The 19,344-nt window shown below is 68.7% G+C and carries 21 protein-coding genes; 11 read left to right on the forward strand and 10 right to left on the reverse strand.

Annotated features, from left to right (window positions below; genetic code table 11):
* Complete coding sequence (locus tag T8T21_RS08095) at positions 1–429, forward strand: EF-hand domain-containing protein (protein WP_322335198.1); 429 nt, start codon at positions 1–3, stop codon at positions 427–429.
* A gap of 15 nt (positions 430–444) precedes the next feature.
* Here the strand turns inward: T8T21_RS08095 and ribD are convergent, their stop codons facing one another.
* Together ribD and nrdR are read right to left on the reverse strand one after the other, a co-directional pair.
* On the reverse strand, positions 445–1,560 hold the full coding sequence (gene ribD / locus T8T21_RS08100) for a bifunctional diaminohydroxyphosphoribosylaminopyrimidine deaminase/5-amino-6-(5-phosphoribosylamino)uracil reductase RibD (protein WP_322335199.1): 1,116 nt from the start codon (positions 1,558–1,560) through the stop codon (positions 445–447).
* Positions 1,557–2,021: a transcriptional regulator NrdR gene (gene nrdR / locus T8T21_RS08105; protein WP_183471738.1), complete on the reverse strand. Its 465-nt coding sequence runs from the start codon at positions 2,019–2,021 to the stop codon at positions 1,557–1,559. The genes ribD and nrdR overlap by 4 nt, the downstream gene beginning before the upstream one ends.
* A 239-nt stretch (positions 2,022–2,260) precedes the next feature.
* On the opposite strand from nrdR, the gene T8T21_RS08110 reads away from it, so the two are divergent.
* Positions 2,261–2,647: a hypothetical protein gene (locus tag T8T21_RS08110; protein ID WP_322335200.1), complete on the forward strand. Its 387-nt coding sequence runs from the start codon at positions 2,261–2,263 to the stop codon at positions 2,645–2,647.
* Here the strand turns inward: T8T21_RS08110 and T8T21_RS08115 are convergent.
* The 6 genes from T8T21_RS08115 to T8T21_RS08140 all read right to left on the reverse strand — a co-directional run bounded on the left by T8T21_RS08115 (position 2,644) and on the right by T8T21_RS08140 (position 9,739).
* Positions 2,644–3,060 carry a secondary thiamine-phosphate synthase enzyme YjbQ gene (locus T8T21_RS08115; RefSeq protein ID WP_322335201.1) on the reverse strand — a complete coding sequence of 139 codons (417 nt, stop codon included), beginning with the start codon at positions 3,058–3,060 and terminating at the stop codon, positions 2,644–2,646. The two genes, T8T21_RS08110 and T8T21_RS08115, sit on opposite strands and share 4 nt — an antisense overlap.
* 2 nt (positions 3,061–3,062) lie before the next feature.
* The gene (locus T8T21_RS08120; protein ID WP_322335202.1) at positions 3,063–3,305 is read right to left on the reverse strand and encodes a hypothetical protein; all 243 of its coding nucleotides are present in this window, start codon (positions 3,303–3,305) and stop codon (positions 3,063–3,065) included.
* Positions 3,306–3,424: 119 nt separating this feature from the next.
* Positions 3,425–4,969 (reverse strand): DNA recombination protein RmuC, encoded by a 1,545-nt coding sequence (gene rmuC / locus T8T21_RS08125; RefSeq protein ID WP_322335203.1) that lies wholly within the window; start codon positions 4,967–4,969, stop codon positions 3,425–3,427.
* Positions 4,970–5,093: 124 nt separating this feature from the next.
* Entirely contained in the window at positions 5,094–7,085 is a 1,992-nt protein-coding gene (gene rpoD / locus T8T21_RS08130; protein WP_183471727.1) for an RNA polymerase sigma factor RpoD, read from the reverse strand.
* 158 nt (positions 7,086–7,243) lie between these two features.
* Positions 7,244–9,208, reverse strand: a complete 1,965-nt coding sequence (gene dnaG / locus T8T21_RS08135) for a DNA primase (RefSeq protein WP_322335204.1) — start codon at positions 9,206–9,208, stop codon at positions 7,244–7,246.
* 57 nt (positions 9,209–9,265) lie between these two features.
* Positions 9,266–9,739 carry a nucleoside deaminase gene (locus tag T8T21_RS08140; protein WP_183471723.1) on the reverse strand — a complete coding sequence of 158 codons (474 nt, stop codon included), beginning with the start codon at positions 9,737–9,739 and terminating at the stop codon, positions 9,266–9,268.
* A 63-nt stretch (positions 9,740–9,802) separates the two neighbouring features.
* Between T8T21_RS08140 and T8T21_RS08145 the strand changes: the two genes are divergently transcribed.
* The 9 genes from T8T21_RS08145 (at position 9,803) to dtd (ending at position 17,936) form a co-directional block, all read left to right on the forward strand.
* On the forward strand, positions 9,803–10,882 hold the full coding sequence (locus T8T21_RS08145) for a pseudouridine synthase (RefSeq protein WP_322335205.1): 1,080 nt from the start codon (positions 9,803–9,805) through the stop codon (positions 10,880–10,882).
* A gap of 67 nt (positions 10,883–10,949) precedes the next feature.
* Entirely contained in the window at positions 10,950–11,162 is a 213-nt protein-coding gene (locus tag T8T21_RS08150) for a hypothetical protein (protein ID WP_183471719.1), read from the forward strand.
* Positions 11,162–12,058 carry a 5-bromo-4-chloroindolyl phosphate hydrolysis family protein gene (locus T8T21_RS08155; protein WP_322335206.1) on the forward strand — a complete coding sequence of 299 codons (897 nt, stop codon included), beginning with the start codon at positions 11,162–11,164 and terminating at the stop codon, positions 12,056–12,058. The genes T8T21_RS08150 and T8T21_RS08155 overlap by 1 nt, the downstream gene beginning before the upstream one ends.
* Complete coding sequence (locus tag T8T21_RS08160; protein WP_322335207.1) at positions 12,058–13,230, forward strand: toxic anion resistance protein; 1,173 nt, start codon at positions 12,058–12,060, stop codon at positions 13,228–13,230. Before T8T21_RS08155 ends, T8T21_RS08160 begins: the two co-directional genes overlap by 1 nt.
* A 43-nt stretch (positions 13,231–13,273) precedes the next feature.
* On the forward strand, positions 13,274–14,239 hold the full coding sequence (locus tag T8T21_RS08165; RefSeq protein ID WP_183471713.1) for a DUF2927 domain-containing protein: 966 nt from the start codon (positions 13,274–13,276) through the stop codon (positions 14,237–14,239).
* Positions 14,240–14,259: 20 nt separating this feature from the next.
* Positions 14,260–15,372 (forward strand): SPFH domain-containing protein, encoded by a 1,113-nt coding sequence (locus tag T8T21_RS08170; protein ID WP_322335208.1) that lies wholly within the window; start codon positions 14,260–14,262, stop codon positions 15,370–15,372.
* A gap of 7 nt (positions 15,373–15,379) precedes the next feature.
* A complete protein-coding gene (locus T8T21_RS08175) occupies positions 15,380–16,504 on the forward strand; it encodes a primosomal protein N' (replication factor Y) - superfamily II helicase (RefSeq protein ID WP_322335209.1) in 1,125 nt (374 codons plus the stop codon).
* A 77-nt stretch (positions 16,505–16,581) separates the two neighbouring features.
* Positions 16,582–17,496 (forward strand): carbohydrate kinase family protein, encoded by a 915-nt coding sequence (locus T8T21_RS08180; protein WP_322335210.1) that lies wholly within the window; start codon positions 16,582–16,584, stop codon positions 17,494–17,496.
* Positions 17,493–17,936 (forward strand): D-aminoacyl-tRNA deacylase, encoded by a 444-nt coding sequence (gene dtd / locus T8T21_RS08185; protein ID WP_322335211.1) that lies wholly within the window; start codon positions 17,493–17,495, stop codon positions 17,934–17,936. The genes T8T21_RS08180 and dtd overlap by 4 nt, the downstream gene beginning before the upstream one ends.
* Positions 17,937–17,942: 6 nt before the next feature.
* On the opposite strand, the gene T8T21_RS08190 is transcribed toward dtd, so the two are convergent.
* Entirely contained in the window at positions 17,943–18,455 is a 513-nt protein-coding gene (locus T8T21_RS08190; protein WP_322335212.1) for a CAP domain-containing protein, read from the reverse strand.
* Between the two features lie 90 nt (positions 18,456–18,545).
* Entirely contained in the window at positions 18,546–19,343 is a 798-nt protein-coding gene (locus T8T21_RS08195) for a metal ABC transporter permease (RefSeq protein ID WP_322337474.1), read from the reverse strand.
* Between the last annotated feature and the right edge of the window lies 1 nt (position 19,344).

The following is a 19,344-nucleotide window of genomic DNA, read 5'->3' on the forward strand; positions in this document are numbered from 1 at the left end:
ATGACTCGTAGCTTCAAGTTCATCGCTCCCCTCGCCCTCGCGGGCCTTGCCACCACCGCCACCGCGCAGGAGGCGACCTTTGCCATGGTGGATGCCGATGGCGACGGCTTTCTGGTGGAAGCCGAGCTGACCGCAGCCTTCGGCGAGGTCGGCACCCAATTGCTGCGCTACGACCTCGACGCCGACGGTCGGCTGAGCGCCGAGGAAATGCAGGCGCGCAACGAGGCCCGGGCCGAGGTCGAGGCTCAGGGCGAGACCGCGACCGGAGCCGCGGAGACCGCGGCAGAGGCAGCCGGCGAGGCGGTTGAGCAAGCCAAGGAAGATGCGGAGGTCGAAGCGGAAGCCTCCTCCGAGACCGAGGTCGAGGCAGGCGGGGCAGATGCCTCGGTCGATCTCGACGCCGGGCTTTCGGTCGGCGCGTCGAACTGAACCTTTGCGACCGCCCTATCCGGGGTGGTCGCCTTCCGCGCCTTTGGCGGGACGCCAGACGCTCATCACGTCGACGCCTACCCGCTCCTGCGTCACGAGGGTCAGTCGCGGCGCCTTGGCGAGCGCGTCGATCCCCATCGCCGACAATGCCGGCGTGCCTTCGGCGCCGATCGCGAGCCCGGCCGTGAACAACACCAGCTCGTCGACCAGCCCCGCCCCCAGCAGCGAGGCGGCAAGCCCGGCTCCGCCTTCGCAGAACACCCGGGTCAGCCCCGCCTCCGCGAGCGCCCCGAGCGCCGCCGCCGGGTCGATTTGGCCGCTGGCCAGCTTGCAGGGCAGGCTACGGGCGCCAACGGCTTGCCATGGCGCCGTGTCGGCGCCCTCCTCGTGGCACAACCAGAGCGGCACCGTGCCCGCCGTCCGCGCCAGCCGCCCATCGATCGGCAGGTCGAGCCTGCGCGACAGCACCACCCGCACCGGCTGTCGATCGATGCCGAGACCCCGCACGTCGAGCATCGGGTCGTCGGCCCGCGCCGTGCCGCCGCCCACCATCACCGCGTCATGCCGGGCCCGCATCATGTGAACCCGCGCCCGCGCGGCGGGGCCGGTGATCCAGCGGCTCTCGCCCGAGCCGGTTGCAATGCGGCCGTCGAGACTGGTGGCGAGTTTGAGCGTGACGAAGGGCCGCCCGCGTTCCACCCGGCTCAGGAAGCCCGCCATGTCGCGCCGTGCCTGCGCCTCCATCAACCCGGTTTCGACCACGATGCCGGCCGCGCGCAGCCGTTCCAGACCACGTCCGGCAACTCGGGGGTCGGGATCTTGGGCCGCGACGACGACCCGTGCCACGCCCGCCGCTACCAGCGCCTCGGCGCAGGGCGGCGTCCGGCCGTGGTGGGCGCAAGGTTCGAGCGTGACATAGGCCGTGGCGCCGCGCGCGGCGTCCCCCGCCTGGGCCAGCGCCTGCGTTTCCGCATGCGGGCGTCCGTCATCCGCGGTGCGCCCGCGTCCGACGATGCGGCCGTCCCGTACGATCACGCAGCCGACATTGGGATTGGGCCAGACCCGTCCCAGCCCGCGCCGCCCCAGCGACAGCGCCAGCGCCATGAAGCGGCGATCGGTGCTGCCGTTCACTTCCCGGCCGGGTTCGGGCGCAGCGCCGACATGAAGCGGTCGAAATCGCCCACAGCCTGGAAGTTCATGTAGACCGAGGCGAAACGCACATAGGCCACCGTGTCGATCCGGGCGAGCGACTCCATCACGATCTCCCCAATCTTGGCCGAGGGGATGTCGGTGTCGCCCATGCTCTCCAGCCGGCGGACGATGCCAGAGATCATCTGGTCCATCCGCTCCGGCTCCACGGGGCGTTTCTGCAGGGCGATGCGGATTGAGCGTTCGAGCTTGTCGCGGTCGAACTCCTCGCGCCGGCCATTCGACTTGATCACCACGAGATCGCGCAGTTGCACGCGTTCATAAGTGGTGAAACGGCCATTGCAGGAGGGGCAGAAGCGGCGGCGGCGGATCGCGGCGTGGTCTTCGGCGGGACGCGAGTCCTTCACCTGCGTGTCGACATTTCCGCAAAACGGGCAGCGCATCCCGGTCCTCTTGCCATCATGCTGGGGGCCTGACGGCCCTGGTCCACGACGACTATAGGAGACCACCCACAGAATGGGTAGGGCGAAATATCCACACACCAGATGACGTGGCTTCGGCTCCTGCCCGCCCGGCGCAACCCTGAGGGTTAATGCAGCTTCGGTATTATGTTACCCTTGGGGCCATGCCGTTCTGGTTGCAGCGGCGATTTCGAGTGAGCCGTATGACATCGGAGATTTTCATGTACAGGACAATTGCCTCCCTCAGCCCTGCCCTCGTCACCGCCCTGTCCGCCGGATGCGCGCCGATGCCGGTCGAGCCCTCGGCCAATTTCGCCCCGCTGACCGAGCAGGCCGCCTTCGCGGCCGCGATCGTCGGCAAACGTCTCACCATCGAGGATACGAGCAGCCCCAGCTTTCTCGTCGTGAACGCCGACGGCACCATGGAGGGCGTCTACGAGGGTACCGCCTATGCCGGCACGTGGCTGTGGCGCGACGGGTATTTCTGCCGCACCGGAACCGTCGGTTTCGAGTTGCCGGAGAACTGTCAGCTCTGGGAGATTTCGGGGGACCGGGCGCGCTCCATCCGTGATCGGGGTCAAGGCAGCGTCAGCAATTACCGCCTCTAGCGCAGCAGCGCCGTGACCTCGCGCCGATGCGGGCGGGTGCGATGCTCGAATAGGTAGATCCCCTGCCAAGTGCCGAGGCTCATGCGCCCGTCGATCACCGGGATCTGCAGCGAGGTTGGCAGCAGGGCCGCCTTGATGTGGCCCGGCATGTCGTCCGGACCTTCATAGGTGTGGGTGAGGTAGCGCATCGAGGGATCGTCGCTCGGCGGCACGAGGCGATGGATGAACGCTGCAAGGTCGCTCTGCACCTCGGGGTCGGCATTCTCCTGTATCAACAGCGAACAGGAGGTGTGGCGCACGAACAGGGTGAGCAGCGCCTCCTCGGGCGCGGCATCGGCCACCCAATCGGCGACCCGGGCAGTAAACTCGATCAGGCCGGGGCCGCGGGTCTCGATTGAGAAGCCGGTATGCAAGTTCAGCCGGTCACCACGCAGCGGACCTCGGGGGTGCCGCCACCGATGAAGACGCTCTCCAGCGTGGCACGGCACTCGGCCAGTTCGTTGGCGGAGACCGGGATCTCGATGGCGCCGTCGAGGTCGTAGCGCGCGGCCGGCTCGGTCACGTCCTGGAACCCCGCAGCGGCGGAAAGGATCGGCGTGACACCCATCAGCGGTGTCGTGACGGCAGCAACGAAGGCGAAGGCGATCAGCTTGTTCATGGCGGTGTCTCCCGTCTCGATCCTGCCTGAACAACACGCAGAGACGGAGATGGTTTCACGCTAGTTCACTGGCGCCTCGAGACCAGTGGCCGGAGCGCAACACTCCGGCCTTTCACCCCCTACTCGGCGGGTTCGCGCAGGCCCAGCGCCGGGGTCCCGCCCTCGTCCTCAGCCTCGTCGAAATCGACGCCGAGGCTCTTCTGGGTGCGCGCGCCCATTACCTTGAGCTTTTCGATCTGGCCCAACACGTTGCCGCGCCCGCTGGAGAGTTGGCCCATCGCGTCGTCATGCGCGCGGCTCGCGGTGGCAAGTGCTTTGCCGACCTGCTCCATGTTGCCTACGAAGCCCGCGACCTTGTCGTAAAGCTTGCCCGCCCGATCGGCGATCGCCTCGGCATTGCTCTCGCGCCGCTCGACCGTCCAGATGTGGTCCACCGTGCGCAGCGTCACCATCAGCGTCGAGGGAGTCATCACCCCGACCCCCTTGGACACCGCATAGGCCGTGAGGTCGCCGCTCTCGGCCAGCGCCGCCGACAGCGCCCCCTCGATCGGCATGAACATCAGCACGTAATCGACCGAGCCGTCCTGCATCGCGTGGTAGCCCTTGGCGGCGAGCTGATCGATATGGCGGCGGACCGCCGCGACATGCTCGCGCAGATGCCCTGCACGCTCTTCCTCGGTCTCGGCATTCACGGCGGCCTCATAGGCTACGAGGCTGACCTTGCTGTCGATCACCAGGCTCTTGTCGCGGGGCATCTTCACCACGACGTCGGGCCGCCAGCGCGCGCCCTGATCGTCGGTGCGGCTCTCCTGCACGACATAATGGGTGCCGCGCTCGAGCCCCGAGCTTTCAAGAATCCGCTCGAGGATCATCTCGCCCCAAGCGCCCTGCTTCTGCTTGTCGCCCTTGAGCGCGCGGGTAAGAGCGGCGGCTTCGGAGCGGATCGTCTCGGACTGGGTGGTCAGCATCTCGATCTGCTTGCCGAGCCGCGCGCGCTCCTCGTCGGCCTTGCCATGCACCTGCCGAAGTTCGGTCTCGAAGCGCGAGACATGGTCGCGGAACGGGGTGAGAAGCTCGGTGAGCTTCTGGGTGTTGGCCTTGGAGAAATCCTCGCCGGTCTGGCGCAGGGTTTTCGTGGCGAGCTCTTCGAAGCGGCGCGACATTTCCTCGCGCAATTCCTTGAGTTCCTTGATCCGGGTCTCGGCGGCCTCGATTTCGCCCGCGCTCCGCGCCTGCAGCGTCGCATGGTCCGACTGGAGCTGCGCATGGCGCTCCTGCAGCTCGCGCATCTCGGCGGTGATCTCCGAAAGCTGTCCCTTCAGATCGTCGCGCGCCTGTTCGAGCCCGCGCTTGGCCTCCTCCAGCGCCGCCTTGGCCGCGCGGGTTTCGCCATGGGCGGCATCGCTCTCGAACTGGGCCCGCCGGGCCGCGGTCAGCTCTTCCTTGAGCGCGGCCAACTCACGCTCGCGCTCCTCCAGCCGGGTGCGCTGCCCCTCGGCCTGGCTGCGCACCTCGTCGGCCGCGCGCCGTCCTGCCTCCAGATCGCCGCGCAGCCCCGCCAGCGCGGCGCGTGCCCCCTTGAGGGCGGTGACCGCGGCAACGAGGGCCACGAGCAGTACGAGGGCCGCACCTAGGGAAACGACGCTGAGGGGATCGCTGGGCATGGGGGCATCCTTGCTGGAACTGCGCCGATGTTCACGGTTCGACCCCGATCCGTCAACCCGGCGTTGCAGATACGAAAAACGGCGGCGGGATGTCCCGCCGCCGTCCTGAATTCATCGCCTTGGCTTACTGGTCTAGGAAGCTGCGCAGCTTGCGCGACCGGCTCGGATGCTTGAGCTTCCGGAGCGCCTTGGCCTCGATCTGGCGGATCCGCTCGCGCGTCACCGAGAACTGCTGACCGACCTCTTCGAGGGTGTGGTCGGTGTTCATGCCGATGCCGAAGCGCATCCGCAGAACCCGCTCCTCGCGCGGGGTGAGCGAAGCCAGAACCCGCGTCGTGGTTTCCTTCAGGTTCTCCTGAATGGCCGAATCCAGCGGCAGGATCGCGTTCTTGTCCTCGATGAAATCGCCGAGCTGGCTGTCTTCCTCGTCGCCGATCGGCGTTTCGAGCGAGATCGGCTCCTTGGCGATCTTCATCACCTTGCGGACCTTCTCGAGCGGCATCTGCAGCTTCTCGGCCAGCTCCTCCGGGGTCGGCTCGCGGCCGATCTCGTGCAGCATCTGGCGGCCGGTCCGCACCAGCTTGTTGATCGTCTCGATCATGTGGACCGGGATACGGATGGTCCGGGCCTGGTCGGCGATCGAACGGGTGATCGCCTGACGGATCCACCATGTGGCGTAGGTCGAGAACTTGTAGCCGCGGCGATACTCGAACTTGTCCACGGCCTTCATCAGGCCGATGTTGCCCTCCTGGATCAGGTCCAGGAACTGCAGGCCGCGATTGGTGTATTTCTTGGCGATCGAGATCACGAGGCGCAGGTTGGCCTCGACCATCTCTTTCTTGGCCTGACGGGCTTCCTTCTCGCCCTTCTGGACCTGCTGGACGATGCGGCGGAACTCGCCGATGTCGACCCCGACATACTGGCCGACCTGGGCCATCTCGCCGCGCAGTTCCTCGATCTTGCCGGCCGAACGCTCGAACAGCGCCTGCCAGCCGCGGCCCGGCTTCTCGGCCATCCGGTCCATCCAGGTCGGATCGAGTTCGGCGCCGCGATACTCGTCGATGAATTCGCGGCGGTTGATACGCGCCTGGTCGGCGAGCTTCACCATCGAGCTGTCGATCGACATGATCCGGCGATTGATGCCGTAGAGCTGGTCGATCAGCGCCTCGATGCGGTTGTTGTGGAGGTGCAGCGAGTTCACCAGCACGACCAGCTCGGAACGCAGCGACTGGTACTCGGCCTCGTTCGCCTTCGAGAAGGTCGAGTCCTCGTTCAGCGTCGCCGACATCCGGGCGTCCTGCATGTCGGACAGGCGCGAAAAGTTCTCGGCGATGGTGTCGAGCGTCTCGAGCACGCGCGGCTTGAGCGCCGCCTCCATCGCGGCGAGCGACATGTTGTGCTGCTCGTCGTCCTCGTCGTCGTCATCGCTGTTGCGGATCGGGTTGCCGTCGGCGTCGTATTCCGGCTTGTCGCCACCGCGCTCGGACTTCTCCGCACCGCTCGCGGCGCCGGCCTCGACCACGGGCTCGTCGCCCTCCTCTTCGCCCATCTGGCCCGAGAAGGTGGTTTCGAGATCGATCACGTCGCGCAGCAGAATGTCCTCGGACAAGAGCTCGTCGCGCCAGATCGTGATCGCCTGGAAGGTCAGCGGGCTCTCGCAGAGGCCCGCGATCATGGTGTTGCGGCCGGCCTCGATCCGCTTGGCGATGGCGATCTCGCCCTCGCGGCTCAGCAGTTCGACCGAGCCCATCTCGCGCAGATACATCCGGACGGGGTCGTCGGTGCGGTCGAGCTTCTCGGCCTCGGCGCCGCCCAGCGCCACCTCGCGGTTGCCGCCGACGGTGGCAATCTCGCGCGAGCCGCCCTCCTCGACTTCCTCGCTCTCCTCGGCCTCGGTGACCTGGATGCCCATCTCGGAGAGCATCGACATGACATCCTCGATCTGGTCCGAGGAGACCTGATCGGGGGGCAGCACCTGGTTGAGCTGGTCGTAGGTGATGTAGCCGCGCTCGCGCGCCTCGGAGATCATCTTCTTGACCGCCGCCTGGCTCATGTCGAGCGTCATCGCCCCGTCCTGGTCGTCGTCCTTGCGGTCGTCGGTGTCTTTCGCGGCCATGAAGGGCTCCTCGTTCGGTGAACGTCCTGTCCAGCGCCGGGCAGTGATTCGGACTGCCCGAATCAAGCCGCAAGGGCCGCGATTCGCAACCTCCCGGCGTCCGATTCTTTCACGCAGTCGCAACGTCCGCTGCCGAATCGGGTGCAGCGCGTCGCCGATCAGCTGCCGGGCTTCGCCTTTCCAAAGGCGATCGTGCCCAGCAAGGCATCGAATTCGGTCCGCTCGTCACGCCGCATCGGCGCGCCGTTGGTACCGTATTCGTATTCGGTCGTGTCCTCCCCGTCGCCACGCCCCGCCCGATCCAGCGCCTCGGCGGCCCGTGACAGGCGCCAGGTCAGCCCCTCGTCGCTCAGCCCCGAGAGGTCCTCGACCGCCTCGGCCAGTTCGCGGGCATGACCGCGTCGGGCATCGAGCTTGGCCAGCTCCTCCGCGAGGCACATCCGCGCCGTCTCGGCATCGCCGGGTCGGCGGACGCCCGGGCTGATCGCCACATGGCGCTGCGCGAACAGGGATTCAAGGGCTTCCGGCCCCAGCCGAGCCTCGAGCGCGCCGCGCAGGTCCGGCTCGTGATGGCAGGCGAGAATGCCATGCACCAGCGCCGCGTGATCGGAATCGCGGCACTCCATCCGTTCCAGCGCCACCTCGAACTCGGGCAACACCTCGGGCGTGGCGATCAGCGTGGCGAGGATGACCGCCTCGCGCAGGTGATCCTCGACCGCGCCGCCGGTGGCGAGCATCGAGGCGCGCGCCGAAGGGCTGGGCGCGAGCGGCAGCTGGCCGGGCTTGAAGAACCCGCCCTTGCCACCCCGGTCGATCCGGGTCGGGCCGTTCTGGCGGCGCGGGTTGAACAGCTCCCACTTCAGCCGCTTCAGTTCCTGTTCGTAATGGCCGCGCAAATCCGGATCGCGGATCAGCGCCACCGCGTCGCGCAGCCGCTTGTCGAGAGCGGCCCGCCGCTCGGGGCTGTCGAAATCATGCCCCTCGGTCTCGCGCCGCCACAGCAGCTGCACCATCGGCTGCGCGTTCGACACGATCTCGCGCATCGCACCCGCACCCTTGGCCCGGATCAGATCGTCGGGATCGAGCCCTTCCGGCATCAGCGCAAATCGCAGCCCATGCCCCGCGCCGATCAGCGGCAGCGCGAGGTCGATCACCCGCTGCGCGGCGCGCAGCCCCGCCGCGTCGCCGTCGAGCGCGATCACCGGCTCGGGATGCACGCGCCACATCAGCTGCAGCTGGCTCTCGGTCACGGCGGTGCCGAGCGGGGCCACCGCCGCCTCGAGCCCCGCCTCCGATAGCGCGATCACATCCATGTAGCCCTCGGCCACCACGAGCGGCGCGCCCTTGCCCGCGGCCTGACGCGCCTGAGCGAGGTTGTAGAGGTTGCGTCCCTTGTCGAAGAGCTCCGTTTCCGGGGAGTTTAGGTATTTCGCCCGCGCATTGGGATCCATCGCCCGCCCGCCCAGCGCGATGGCGCGGCCGCGCGCGTCGCGGATGGGAAAGATGATGCGGCCTCGGAACCTGTCATAGAGCGCGCCGCCACCATCGGGCCGCGCGGCGAGGCCGGCGGCGACGATCATCTCCTCGGCGATGCCCTTGGATTTGAGAGCGCGGGTCAGCGCGGCCCGGTCGTCGGGGGCGAAGCCCAGCTCCCAGCGCGACTGCGCCGCCTCGTCGAGGCCGCGCCCGGCGAGGTAGTCGCGCGCGGCGCTGGCGACCGAGCTGCGCAGCTGCATGCGGAACCATTGAACGGCCTGCTCCATCACCTCCACCAGCTCGGAACGACGATCGGCCTTTTTCTGCGCCTGCGGATCGCGTTCGGGCATAGCCATGCCCGCCTCGGCGGCGAGGATCTTCACCGCGTCGATGAAGTCGACATTCTCGGTCTCGCGCACGAAGGAGATCGCGTCGCCCTTCGCGTGGCAGCCGAAGCAGTAGTAGAACCCCTTGCGGTCATCGACGTGAAAGCTCGCCGATTTTTCCTGGTGGAACGGGCACGGCGCCCAGAAATCGCCCTTGCCCTGGTTCGACTTCTTCATGTCCCACGCGACCTTGCGCCCGACCACCTGGACGAGGCTGAGGCGCGTGCGCAATTCGTCGAGGAAACCGGGGGGCAGACTCATGGCGTCAATATCGGGCCGGGCGGGGGGCAAGTCCAGAACCAGCCCGCCCTCGACCGATCACTTCTCGCGTCCCGCCGGCCCCTCGCGTAGGCCCGCGAAGAACCGCGAGAGCAGCGCCTCCGCCTCGGCGGCCGCGATGCCGTCGAACAGTTCGGGCCTGTGGTGGCATTGCGGGTGCGAGAACACGCGCGCGCCTTGCGCGACGCCGCCCGACTTGGGATCGGCCGCGCCGTAATGCAGCCGCGCGATGCGGGCGAAGGAGATTGCCGCCGCGCACATCGGACAGGGCTCCAGCGTCACCCACAGCGCGCAGCCGGTCAGCCGCTCGGAGCCCAGCGCCGCGCAGGCGGCCCGGATCGCCAGCATCTCGGCATGGGCGGTGGGATCGTTCATCTCGCGGGTGCGATTGCCGGCCCGGGCGATGGGTCGCCCGGAGGCGTCGGCAACCACGGCGCCGACTGGCACCTCGCCGCGCGCGGCGGCGGCGCGCGCCTCCTCGAGCGCGATATCCATGTGCGAGCGAAAACGCATAGGCCCTGATGCCCGGCGCACCCGGCGCTGGCAAGGCCGGGCGCGAGCGGCTATGGCGGGAGGATGGACAAGAACGAAATCCCCGAGGGCGATCGGATCGCCAAGGTTCTCTCGCGCGCAGGCGTGGCTTCGCGCCGCGAAGCCGAGCGCATGATCGAGGACGGCCGCATCAAGGTAAACGGCGAGCGGATCTTCAGCCCGGCGCTGAACGTCACCGCCAAGGACCGCATCACCGTCGACGGCGCGCCGCTCGCCGCGCCCGAACCGGCGCGGCTGTGGCTCTATCACAAGCCCGCCGGGCTGGTGACCTCCGCCTCGGACGAGAAGGGCCGCAAGACGGTCTTCGACGAGTTGCCCGAGGACATGCCCCGGGTGATGAGCGTGGGCCGACTCGACCTCAACTCCGAAGGCCTGCTGCTGCTGACCAATGACGGCGAGCTCAAGCGTCGGCTGGAGCTGCCCTCGACCGGCTGGCTGCGCCGCTACCGGGTCCGGATCAACGGCTCGGTGAGCGAGGAAAAGCTCGACCGGCTGCGGCAGGGCATCTCGGTCGAGGGCGTCGACTACCAGCCGATGCAGGTGACCTTCGACCGCCAGCAGGGCGCCAACGCGTGGCTGACGGTCGGACTGCGCGAGGGCAAGAACCGCGAGATCCGGCGCGCCATGGCGGCGCTCGAGGTGACGGTGAACCGGCTGATCCGGATCAGCTACGGCCCGTTCCAGATCGGCAATCTCGAGCCCGGCGAGGTCGAGGAAATCCGCCCCAAGGTGCTGCGCGAGCAGCTCGGCGAGAAGGATGGGCCGAAGGTGCAGCGGCGCCGCCCCGATGGCAGCCCGGGCGCGAAGCCCGCTGTGCGCGGCGGTGCACCCAAGGGGCCGGGCGGCGCGCGCAAGCAGGCGAGCGAGGCCAAGCGGACGGGCCCCGGCAAGACCGGCCCGGCCAAGACCGGCGCGCCCGAGGCCAGCAAGCGGCCGGGCGGCACCGGTCGCGTGTTCGGCGCGAAGGTGGCGAGTAGCGGCGAGCGCCCCACCTCGGGCGGCCAGCGACCGGGTCCGAAGGGCGATCGGCCAGCACCCAGGGGCGACCGCCCGACGCGCGGCGGCCCCGGGGGCGGCAAGAGCGCCAAACCTTTCAAACGCTGAGCGCCTCTCGAAAAGCCGCGCGCCACCTCCTATTATCAAGAGGGCCTAGCCAAGGGACCGCCCGGCCATGACGCGATTGATTCTGCTGCTGCTTGTCGCCTCCGCGCTGGTCTTTGCCGGGGCGCAATTCCTCTCGGCGCTGCGCGATGTCGCGCGGCGGCGCGGGGGATTGCCAGCCACTCAGGAGGACGCCATGCCAGCGCCATTCCGTACCATCGCCTATCTCGTGCTGCTGGCCCTGATGGCCGGTACCGCCACCGGTCTTCTGGGGGCCGGCTGATGGCCCGGCGCTTCGGCGGGCGATACAGCCCCGGTGCACAGCCCGGCCAGCCGGCCGCCGATCCACGCGACACCGCGCGGGTCGACCCGGCAGGCGCACGGGTGAACCTCCTCTTCGTGCCCCCTGCCCTGTTGGCGCTGTTCTCGCTCGGTGCCGGGCCCGCCGGCCTTGTCGCCGGTCTGGTCGGCGCAGGTGTGCTGACGCTCGCGGCCTTCCTGCTGCGTGACGGGCTGCGGGCCGAGGCCGAGTGGCGGGCCCGGCCCGTCGCCCGCAGGCCGGCCTGGCCCCGCAAGATGATGGCGTCGGGTCTGACCGGCCTCGGCGTGGCACTCGCCGCATGGTCGGGCGATGGCGGCGTGCTGGGCGCGGCGCTCTATGGCCTCGCCGCGGCGGGGCTGCACGTTGCGGCCTTCGGCATCGATCCGATGTCCGACAAGCGCATTGAGGGCGTCGACGACCACCAGCAGGACCGCGTGGCCAAGGTGGTCGACGAGGCCGAAACCTATCTCGCGCAGATGCGCTCGGCGATCGCCGCGCTGCGCGACCGCCAGCTCGACGAGCGCGTGGCCGCCTTCCAGGCCCGCGCGCGCGAGATGATCCGCAGCGTCGAGCGCGATCCGCGTGACCTGACGCAGGCGCGGCGCTATCTGGGCGTCTATCTGATGGGCGCGCGTGACGCCTCGGTGAAATTTGCCGATCTCTGGTCCCGCAACCGCGACAGCGCCGCGCGGGCCGAGTATGAATCGCTCCTGACGGATCTCGACCGCAACTTCGCGGCCCGGACCGAGACGATGCTGCTCTCGGACCGGACCGACATGGATATCGAGATCAGGGTGCTGCGGGACCGACTCGCACGCGAAGGCGTTGTTGCGTCGTCTGAAAGAGGGAACGAGTGATGTCCGACAAGACCCGCGACGCGGCCGCGGCCCGGATGGCCGAAATCGATACGCTGAACGACGCCCGCCTGCCCGACCCGGCGCCCGAGCTGAGCCTCGAGAGCGCCGCGCCGGCGCAGACCGAGGAAATCCGCAAGCGGATGACCGAGATCGATCTCGGCGATACCAATTCCATCGTCCGCTTCGGCTCCGGCGCGCAGGCCGAGTTGCAGCAGATCAGCCAGTCGATGCTTCAAGGCGTGCAGAACAAGGATGTGGGCCCGGCGGGCGACAGCCTGCGCGACATCGTCGCCACGATCCGCGGCTTCGATGTCGGCGAGCTCGATCCGAACCGCAAGCGGTCGCTCTGGGACAAGCTGATGGGCCGGGCCAAGCCGCTGGCCAAGTTCACGGAGCGCTACCGCGAGGTGCAGGGCCAGATCGACCGGATCACCGACGAGCTTCTGCGCCACGAGCATGCGCTGATGAAGGACATCGAGAGCCTCGACGTGCTCTACGACAAGACGCTCGCCTTCTACGACGAGCTGGCGCTCTACATCGCTGCCGGCGAGGCCCGCCTGAAGGAGATCGACGAGACCGAGATCCCTGCCCAGCAGGCGCGGATGGAGGCGGCCTCGGAGGAGCGCCAGGTGATGGCGGCGCAGGAGCTGCGCGACATGCGCGCGGCGCGTGACGACCTCGAAAGGCGGGTGCATGATCTCAAGCTCACCCGGCAGGTGACGATGCAGTCGCTGCCCTCGATCCGGCTGGTGCAGGAGAACGACAAGTCGCTGGTCACCAAGATCAATTCGACGCTCGTCAACACGGTGCCGCTGTGGGAGACCCAGCTGGCCCAGGCGGTGACAATTCAGCGCGGCGCGGCGGCGGCGGGCGCGGTGCGCGAGGCCAACGATCTCACCAACGACCTGTTGCGCTCGAACGCCGAGAACCTGCGCACCGCCAACAAGGCGATCCGCACCGAGATGGAGCGCGGCGTGTTCGACATCGAGGCGGTGAAGGAAGCCAATGCCAACCTGATCGCCACCATCGACGAGAGCCTGACCATCGCCGACGAGGGCAAGCGCAAGCGCGCCGAGGCCGAGGCCGAACTGCGGCGCATGGAGGCCGAGCTGAAATCGGCACTCGGCGCGGCCCGTGGCCGGGCTGCGGCGCAGGGCGATCGGCGGGGGTGACGCGGTGAGGCTCGATCGCGCGTCCGGATTCGTCGGGGGGCTCATGGCCCTGTCGCTCGTCGCCGCCTGCGCCGAGCCGCCCGAACTCGTGCCGGTGACGCCGCCGCGCAACCAGCCGGTCGCCACCGCGCCGGCGGCCATGGCACAGCCATCTACTCCGAGCCCGCAGCCGCGGCCCGAGCCCGTGGCCGACCCGGTCCGTTCGGCCGCGAGCCAAGCCCTGTCGCAGCATTACGCCAAGCTGCAATCCGACCTCGTGGCGCAGGGGCTCCTGCGCGGCGATGGCGGCGGGCCCGACACCCCCTTCACCGACACCATGCTGGCCCGCAACTTCATCCGGATCGCGCTGTTCGACGAATATGTCGCCGACGGCACCGAGCTGCGCGCCGAGGCGACGATGAGCCGGCTGCGTCGCTGGGAAAGCCCGATCCGCATGGATGTCCGGTTCGGCGACACGGTTCCGGCAAAGCAGCGGGTACGGGATCGAAATGCCGTCGCCGCCTATGGCGCGCGGCTGTCGCGGCTCACAGGCGTGCCGATCACCCAGACCGCCGAGGAAGGCAACTTCTCGGTGCTGATCCTGAACGAGGACGACCGCCGCGGCTTCGAAAGCGAGCTGCGCCGCATGGTCCCGGGCATCGCCGAAAGCTCGGTGCGCGCCTTCCTCAACCCACCACGCTCGACGCTGTGCCTGGTCATCGCCTTCTCGCAGGATGGCGGCAGCACCTATAGCCGCGCCGTGGCGCTGATCCGGGGCGAGCATCCGGACCTGCTGCGCCTCGCCTGCATCCACGAGGAGCTGGCGCAGGGCATGGGCCTCGCCAATGACAGCCCCCAGGCCCGCCCCTCGATCTTCAACGATGACGAGGAGTTCGGCCTGCTGACCAAGCATGACGAGCTGCTGCTCAAGATGCTTTACGATCGGCGCATGCGGCCGGGGATGAGCGCCGTCGAGGCGGCGCCGATCGCCCGCGACATTGCGGCGGAACTCTTGGGCGGCAACGTCTGAGCGCAACACGGGAGACGACCATGGGCATTCTCGACTTTCTCTCCGGCCAGTTCATCGACGTCATCCACTGGACCCAGGACGACCGCGACACCATGGTCTGGCGCTTCGAGCGCGAAGGCCACGAGATCAAGTACGGCGCCAAGCTGACGGTGCGCGAAGGCCAGGCGGCGGTCTTTGTGCATGAGGGCCAGCTTGCGGATGTGTTCAAGCCCGGTCTCTACATGCTCGAGACCAACAACATGCCGATCATGACCTCGCTGCAGCACTGGGACCATGGCTTCCGCTCGCCGTTCAAGTCCGAGGTCTATTTCGTCAACACCACCCGCATCACCGACCGCAAATGGGGCACCAAGAACCCGGTGATGTGCCGGGACCCCGAATTCGGCCCGGTGCGGCTGCGCGCTTTCGGCTCCTACGCGATGCGGGTCAAGGATCCAGCCCTGTTCCTGCGCGAGATCGTCGGCACCGATGGCGAGTTCACGACCCAGGAGATTTCCTACCAGATCCGCAACATCGTGGTGCAGGAGGTGAGCCGGGTGCTCGCAGGCTCGGGCATCCCGGTGCTCGACATGGCGGCCAACACCGGCGATCTCGGCAAGGTCGTGCGCGACGCCATCTCGCCCGTGGTGGCGCAATACGGCCTCGAGATCCCCGAATTCTACGTCGAGAACATCTCGCTGCCAGACGCGGTGGAGCGCGCGCTCGACAAGCGCACCTCGATGGGGATCGTCGGCGATTTGGGCCGCTTCGGCCAGTACTCCGCCGCCGAGGCGATGACCACCGCCGCCGCCAACCCCTCCGGCACGATGGGGGCGGGCATGGGCTTCGGCATGGGCATGGTCGCGGGGCAAGGGCCGTGGGGCCCGATGCCCGGCCAGCCGCAGGCCCAGGCGCCGCAGGCCGCGCCGCCACCACCGCCGCCCGCCGAACATGTCTGGCACCTTGCGGTGAACGGAGAGGTCACCGGACCCTTCTCCAAGGCGCGGCTCGGGCGCATGGTCACCGAGGGCGGCTTCAACCGCGACACCCTCGTCTGGACCGCCGGGCAGGATGGCTGGAAACCGGCCGAGGATGTGGACGAGTTGGCGCAGCTCTTCACCGTGATGCCGCCGCCCCCGCCGCCTGCCCCGTGAGCCGGGCATGACGGATCTGGCCGACCCCGCGCCCGGCGCGCCCAGCGGCGTGGTCGAGGAGCACCGCTTCCCCTGCCCGGTCTGCGGCAGCGACATGCATTATGCCCCCGGCACCACCGAGCTGGCCTGCACCCATTGCGGCCACCGCGAGGCGATCGCGTCGCGGCCCGACCCCGAGGCCACGCGCGAGATCGACTTCGAGAGCGCCCGACGCGGCTACGTGCCGGTCTCCCAGATTGAGGAGACTCGGGTCGCCTCCTGCCCCAATTGCGGGGCGCAGGTGGAATTCGCGCCCGGCACCCACGCCACCCGCTGCCCCTATTGCGACACGGCGGTGGTCGCAGACACCGGCACCCATCGCCACATCAAGCCCCGCGCGCTGCTGCCCTTCGAGGTCGACGAGGCCCGCGCGCAGAAGGCCCTGACCGAGTGGCTTGGCAGCCTGTGGTTCGCGCCGAACGGGCTCAGGCAATACGCGCGCAAGGGGCGGCGGATGAACGGTATCTACGTGCCGTTCTGGACCTTCGACGCGGCCACCCAGACCGAGTATCGCGGCCAGCGCGGCGATACCTACTACGTCACCCGCACCGTGATGCGCGACGGCAAGCCCACCCAGGTGAGCGAGCCGCGCATCCGCTGGCGCCGGGTGCGTGGGCGCGTCGCGCGCTTCTTCGACGACATCCTCGTGCTCGGCTCGAAATCCCTGCCCAAGGCCCATACCGACGCGCTCGGGCCTTGGGATTTGCCCGCACTCACCCCATACCGGCCGGAATACGTGGCGGGCTTCATGGCCGAAGGCTACCAGGTCGAACTCGACGCAGCCTATGCCGAGGCGCGGCAGATCATGGAGGACGTGATCCGCACGGATGTGCGCCGTGACATCGGCGGCGACCAGCAGCGGATCGACGACATGAACACCCAGGTGAGCGATGTCACCTTCAAGCATGTCCTGCTGCCGGTATGGACCGCCGCCTACCGCTACCGTGGCCAGAGCTATGCCTTCGTGGTCAATGCCCGCTCGGGCAAGGTGCAGGGCGCGCGGCCCTACTCCAAGTGGAAGATCGCGATCGCGGTCCTCTTGGCGCTGATCGTGGCGGCGATCCTGGGCTATTTCGGCTATCTCAACCAGTAACCCCGCTTGCACGACCCGGCGTCAGGCGGCATTGTCCGCGCCGATCCAGACGCCTCCAAGACCCGGAAGGAAACCCGATGATCCTCGCCTGCGGCGAAGCCCTGATCGACATGCTGCCCCGTCGCACCGAAGCGGGCGAAACCGCCTTCGCGCCCTATGCCGGCGGCGCGGTGTTCAACACCGCCATCGCCATGGGCCGTCTCGGCGCGCCCACCGGGTTCTTCTCGGGCATCTCCTCGGACATGTTCGGCGACATCCTGCGCCAGACGCTCGAAGCCTCGCGGGTCGACACCTTCCCGGCGCATATCTCGGACCGGCCGACAACGCTCGCTTTCGTCAAACTGAACGACGGTCATGCCACCTACAACTTCTACGACGAGAACACCGCCGGACGGATGCTGTCCGAGGACGACCTGCCCGAGCCGGGCGCCGAGGCGCTCTTCTTCGGTGGCATCTCCCTTGTGGTCGAGCCCTGCGGTGCCGCCTACGAGGCTTTGCAGGCGCGCGAAGCACCGACCCGCGTCACCATGATCGACCCGAACATCCGCCCCTCCTTCATCCGCGACGAGGCGGCCTATCGTGCCCGGCTTGAGCGGATGATCGCGCGCGCCGACATCGTGAAGGTCTCGGACGAGGACCTGCACTGGATCGAGGGCACGGGCGAGACCGCCGATCTGGCGCGCAAGATGCTCGCCAAGGGACCTAAGCTGGTCTGCATCACCGAGGGCTCGAAGGGTGCCACCGGCTACACCGCCGAGCACACGGTCAGCGTGGCCTCCCAGCGGGTCGAAGTGGCCGATACGGTCGGCGCGGGTGATACCTTCAACGCCGGCGTGCTGGTCAGCCTCGAGCGCGCGGGGCTGCTCAACAAGGCGGACATCGCCACGCTCGACGAAGACGAGATCCGCAACGCGCTCAGCCTCGGCGCCAAGGCCGCCGCGATCACCGTGAGCCGCGCGGGCGCCAACCCGCCCTGGGACCACGAGCTTTGAGGGCACTGGTCCAGCGCGTCAGCGAGGCCAGTATCAGCGTCGATGGCGAGGTGGTGGGTCGCTGTGGGCCGGGGCTTCTGGTCCTGGCCTGCGCGATGCAGGGCGATACCGACACCCTGCCCGCGAAGATGGCGGCCAAGATCGCCAAGCTCAGGATCTTTCGCGACGAGGCTGGGCGGATGAACCGCTCGCTGCTCGATATCGGTGGCAGCGCATTGGTCGTGAGCCAGTTCACGTTGGCCGCCGACACCCGCACCGGCAACCGCCCGGGTTTCTCGACCGCGGCGGCGCCCGAGATCGGCGAGCGCCTCTACCTGGCCCTGGCCGAGGAACTGCGCGCGCTGGACGTACCGGTGGAGACCGGCCGCTTCGGCGCCGACATGAAGGTGGCGCTGGTCAATGACGGGCCGGTGACCATCCCGCTGGAGATCACCGGCTGAACCGTCTCAGCAGGGTTGGGCCATCACCAGCACCCAGACCGGCCCCTTGGCGCCCTGGGCGATGCCCACGCCGAACTCCTGCGCCCGGTCGAGCTCCATCACCTTGCGATGGCCGGGCGAGCCCTGCCAGCCGGTGATGATCTGGTTGGGACGGGGGTAGCCCCAGGCGAGATTCTCGCCGCTGACACCGGCGCAATAGCCGGTACGCTCCACCCGGATCCGGTGATTCGAGCCGTCGCTGCCGCGATGGCCGAACTGGCCGGTGCGAGCGAGATCGCAGGCCTGAACCTGAGCGGCGCGGGACAGGGCGGGGTCATGCGACACCCGGCCGAGGCCTCGTGAGGCGCGGAACGCGTTGAGTCCCGAGGCGACGCTAGTCGCCTTGCTGTTGGCATCGGCCGGCAATGCGCAGCCAGCGGTCGAAGCGGCGGCAGGGGCGGCGTCGAAGACGGGGATCGCGGGCACAAGCCCGAGCACGGGCAGCGCGGCAAGGGCCGCGGCCTTCAGGGTCTTTTTCATCTGCTCTCCTCAAGCGCGTTTTTTTGCTAGTTCGCAAAAGGAACGTGGCAAGAGCAAGGCGAGAGGAAATTCAGGATAGGGTTTGCGCGATCATCCGCGCGTCCCCGCAAGAAGCCTGAGCGGCAAGCTGCCTGCGAACAGCGTCACGGCGACGCAGACAATGGAGGGGCCGACCGGCGTGTCGAGCCACAGCGCCACCCATAGCCCGCCCAGCGCCGAAAGGGCCGCCGCGCCCCCCGCAAGCACTGCCATCGCCTCCGGCGTACGCACGGCGCCGCGCGCCGCGGCCGCGGGAATCACCAGAAGCGCGGTGATCAGCAGCGCGCCGACCACCTTAATCGCCACCGCGACCACGGCAGCAAGCAGCAAGGTCAGCACCAGCGCCTCGCGACGCGGCGCGATTCCCGAAGCATGGGAGAGGTCGGGCGACAGCGTCGCGGTAAGCAGCCGCCGCCAGCGCCAGGCCAGCACCCCCGCCACGAGCGCCGCGCCGCCCCAGATCCAGGCAAGATCGCTCCGTGTCACGGTCAGCACATCCCCGAACAGGTATAGCTCGAGATCCACCCGAACGCCGCCAGTCAGCGCCACCGCGACGAGGCCCGTGGCCAGCGCCCCGTGCGACAGCACCCCGAGCACCGTGTCATGGGCGAGGCCACGCCCGGACAGCGCATGCACCGCCAGCGCCATCGCCAGCGCCGTACCGAGCACGCCCGGGAACACCGCCATCCCCTGCCCCAGCGCAAGCGCCACCCCGAGAATCGCCGCATGGCTCGTCGCGTCGCCGAAATAGGCCATGCGCCGCCACACCACGAAGCAACCCAAGGGACCGGCGGCCAAGGCGGTGCCAAGCGCGGCGAGCCCCGCACGGATCAGGAAATCATCGAGCATG

It is taken from the genome of Limimaricola variabilis (assembly GCF_034371605.1).
GTDB classification, from domain to species: Bacteria; Pseudomonadota; Alphaproteobacteria; order Rhodobacterales; family Rhodobacteraceae; genus Limimaricola; species Limimaricola variabilis.

Coding starts and splice junctions, on each gene's coding strand:
- rmuC (WP_322335203.1), bottom strand. CDS start 4,969: ATGCCCAGCGATCCCCTCAGCGTCGTTTCCCTAGGTGCGGCCCTCGTA.
- T8T21_RS08150 (WP_183471719.1), top strand. CDS start 10,950: ATGACGCGATTGATTCTGCTGCTGCTTGTCGCCTCCGCGCTGGTCTTT.
- T8T21_RS08160 (WP_322335207.1), top strand. CDS start 12,058: ATGTCCGACAAGACCCGCGACGCGGCCGCGGCCCGGATGGCCGAAATC.
- T8T21_RS08190 (WP_322335212.1), bottom strand. CDS start 18,455: ATGAAAAAGACCCTGAAGGCCGCGGCCCTTGCCGCGCTGCCCGTGCTC.
- T8T21_RS08175 (WP_322335209.1), top strand. CDS start 15,380: ATGACGGATCTGGCCGACCCCGCGCCCGGCGCGCCCAGCGGCGTGGTC.
- T8T21_RS08155 (WP_322335206.1), top strand. CDS start 11,162: ATGGCCCGGCGCTTCGGCGGGCGATACAGCCCCGGTGCACAGCCCGGC.
- T8T21_RS08195 (WP_322337474.1), bottom strand. CDS start 19,343: ATGCTCGATGATTTCCTGATCCGTGCGGGGCTCGCCGCGCTTGGCACC.
- T8T21_RS08140 (WP_183471723.1), bottom strand. CDS start 9,739: ATGCGTTTTCGCTCGCACATGGATATCGCGCTCGAGGAGGCGCGCGCC.
- T8T21_RS08110 (WP_322335200.1), top strand. CDS start 2,261: ATGTACAGGACAATTGCCTCCCTCAGCCCTGCCCTCGTCACCGCCCTG.
- dnaG (WP_322335204.1), bottom strand. CDS start 9,208: ATGAGTCTGCCCCCCGGTTTCCTCGACGAATTGCGCACGCGCCTCAGC.
- T8T21_RS08095 (WP_322335198.1), top strand. CDS start 1: ATGACTCGTAGCTTCAAGTTCATCGCTCCCCTCGCCCTCGCGGGCCTT.
- T8T21_RS08165 (WP_183471713.1), top strand. CDS start 13,274: ATGGCCCTGTCGCTCGTCGCCGCCTGCGCCGAGCCGCCCGAACTCGTG.
- T8T21_RS08120 (WP_322335202.1), bottom strand. CDS start 3,305: ATGAACAAGCTGATCGCCTTCGCCTTCGTTGCTGCCGTCACGACACCG.
- rpoD (WP_183471727.1), bottom strand. CDS start 7,085: ATGGCCGCGAAAGACACCGACGACCGCAAGGACGACGACCAGGACGGG.
- nrdR (WP_183471738.1), bottom strand. CDS start 2,021: ATGCGCTGCCCGTTTTGCGGAAATGTCGACACGCAGGTGAAGGACTCG.
- T8T21_RS08145 (WP_322335205.1), top strand. CDS start 9,803: ATGGACAAGAACGAAATCCCCGAGGGCGATCGGATCGCCAAGGTTCTC.
- T8T21_RS08170 (WP_322335208.1), top strand. CDS start 14,260: ATGGGCATTCTCGACTTTCTCTCCGGCCAGTTCATCGACGTCATCCAC.
- T8T21_RS08180 (WP_322335210.1), top strand. CDS start 16,582: ATGATCCTCGCCTGCGGCGAAGCCCTGATCGACATGCTGCCCCGTCGC.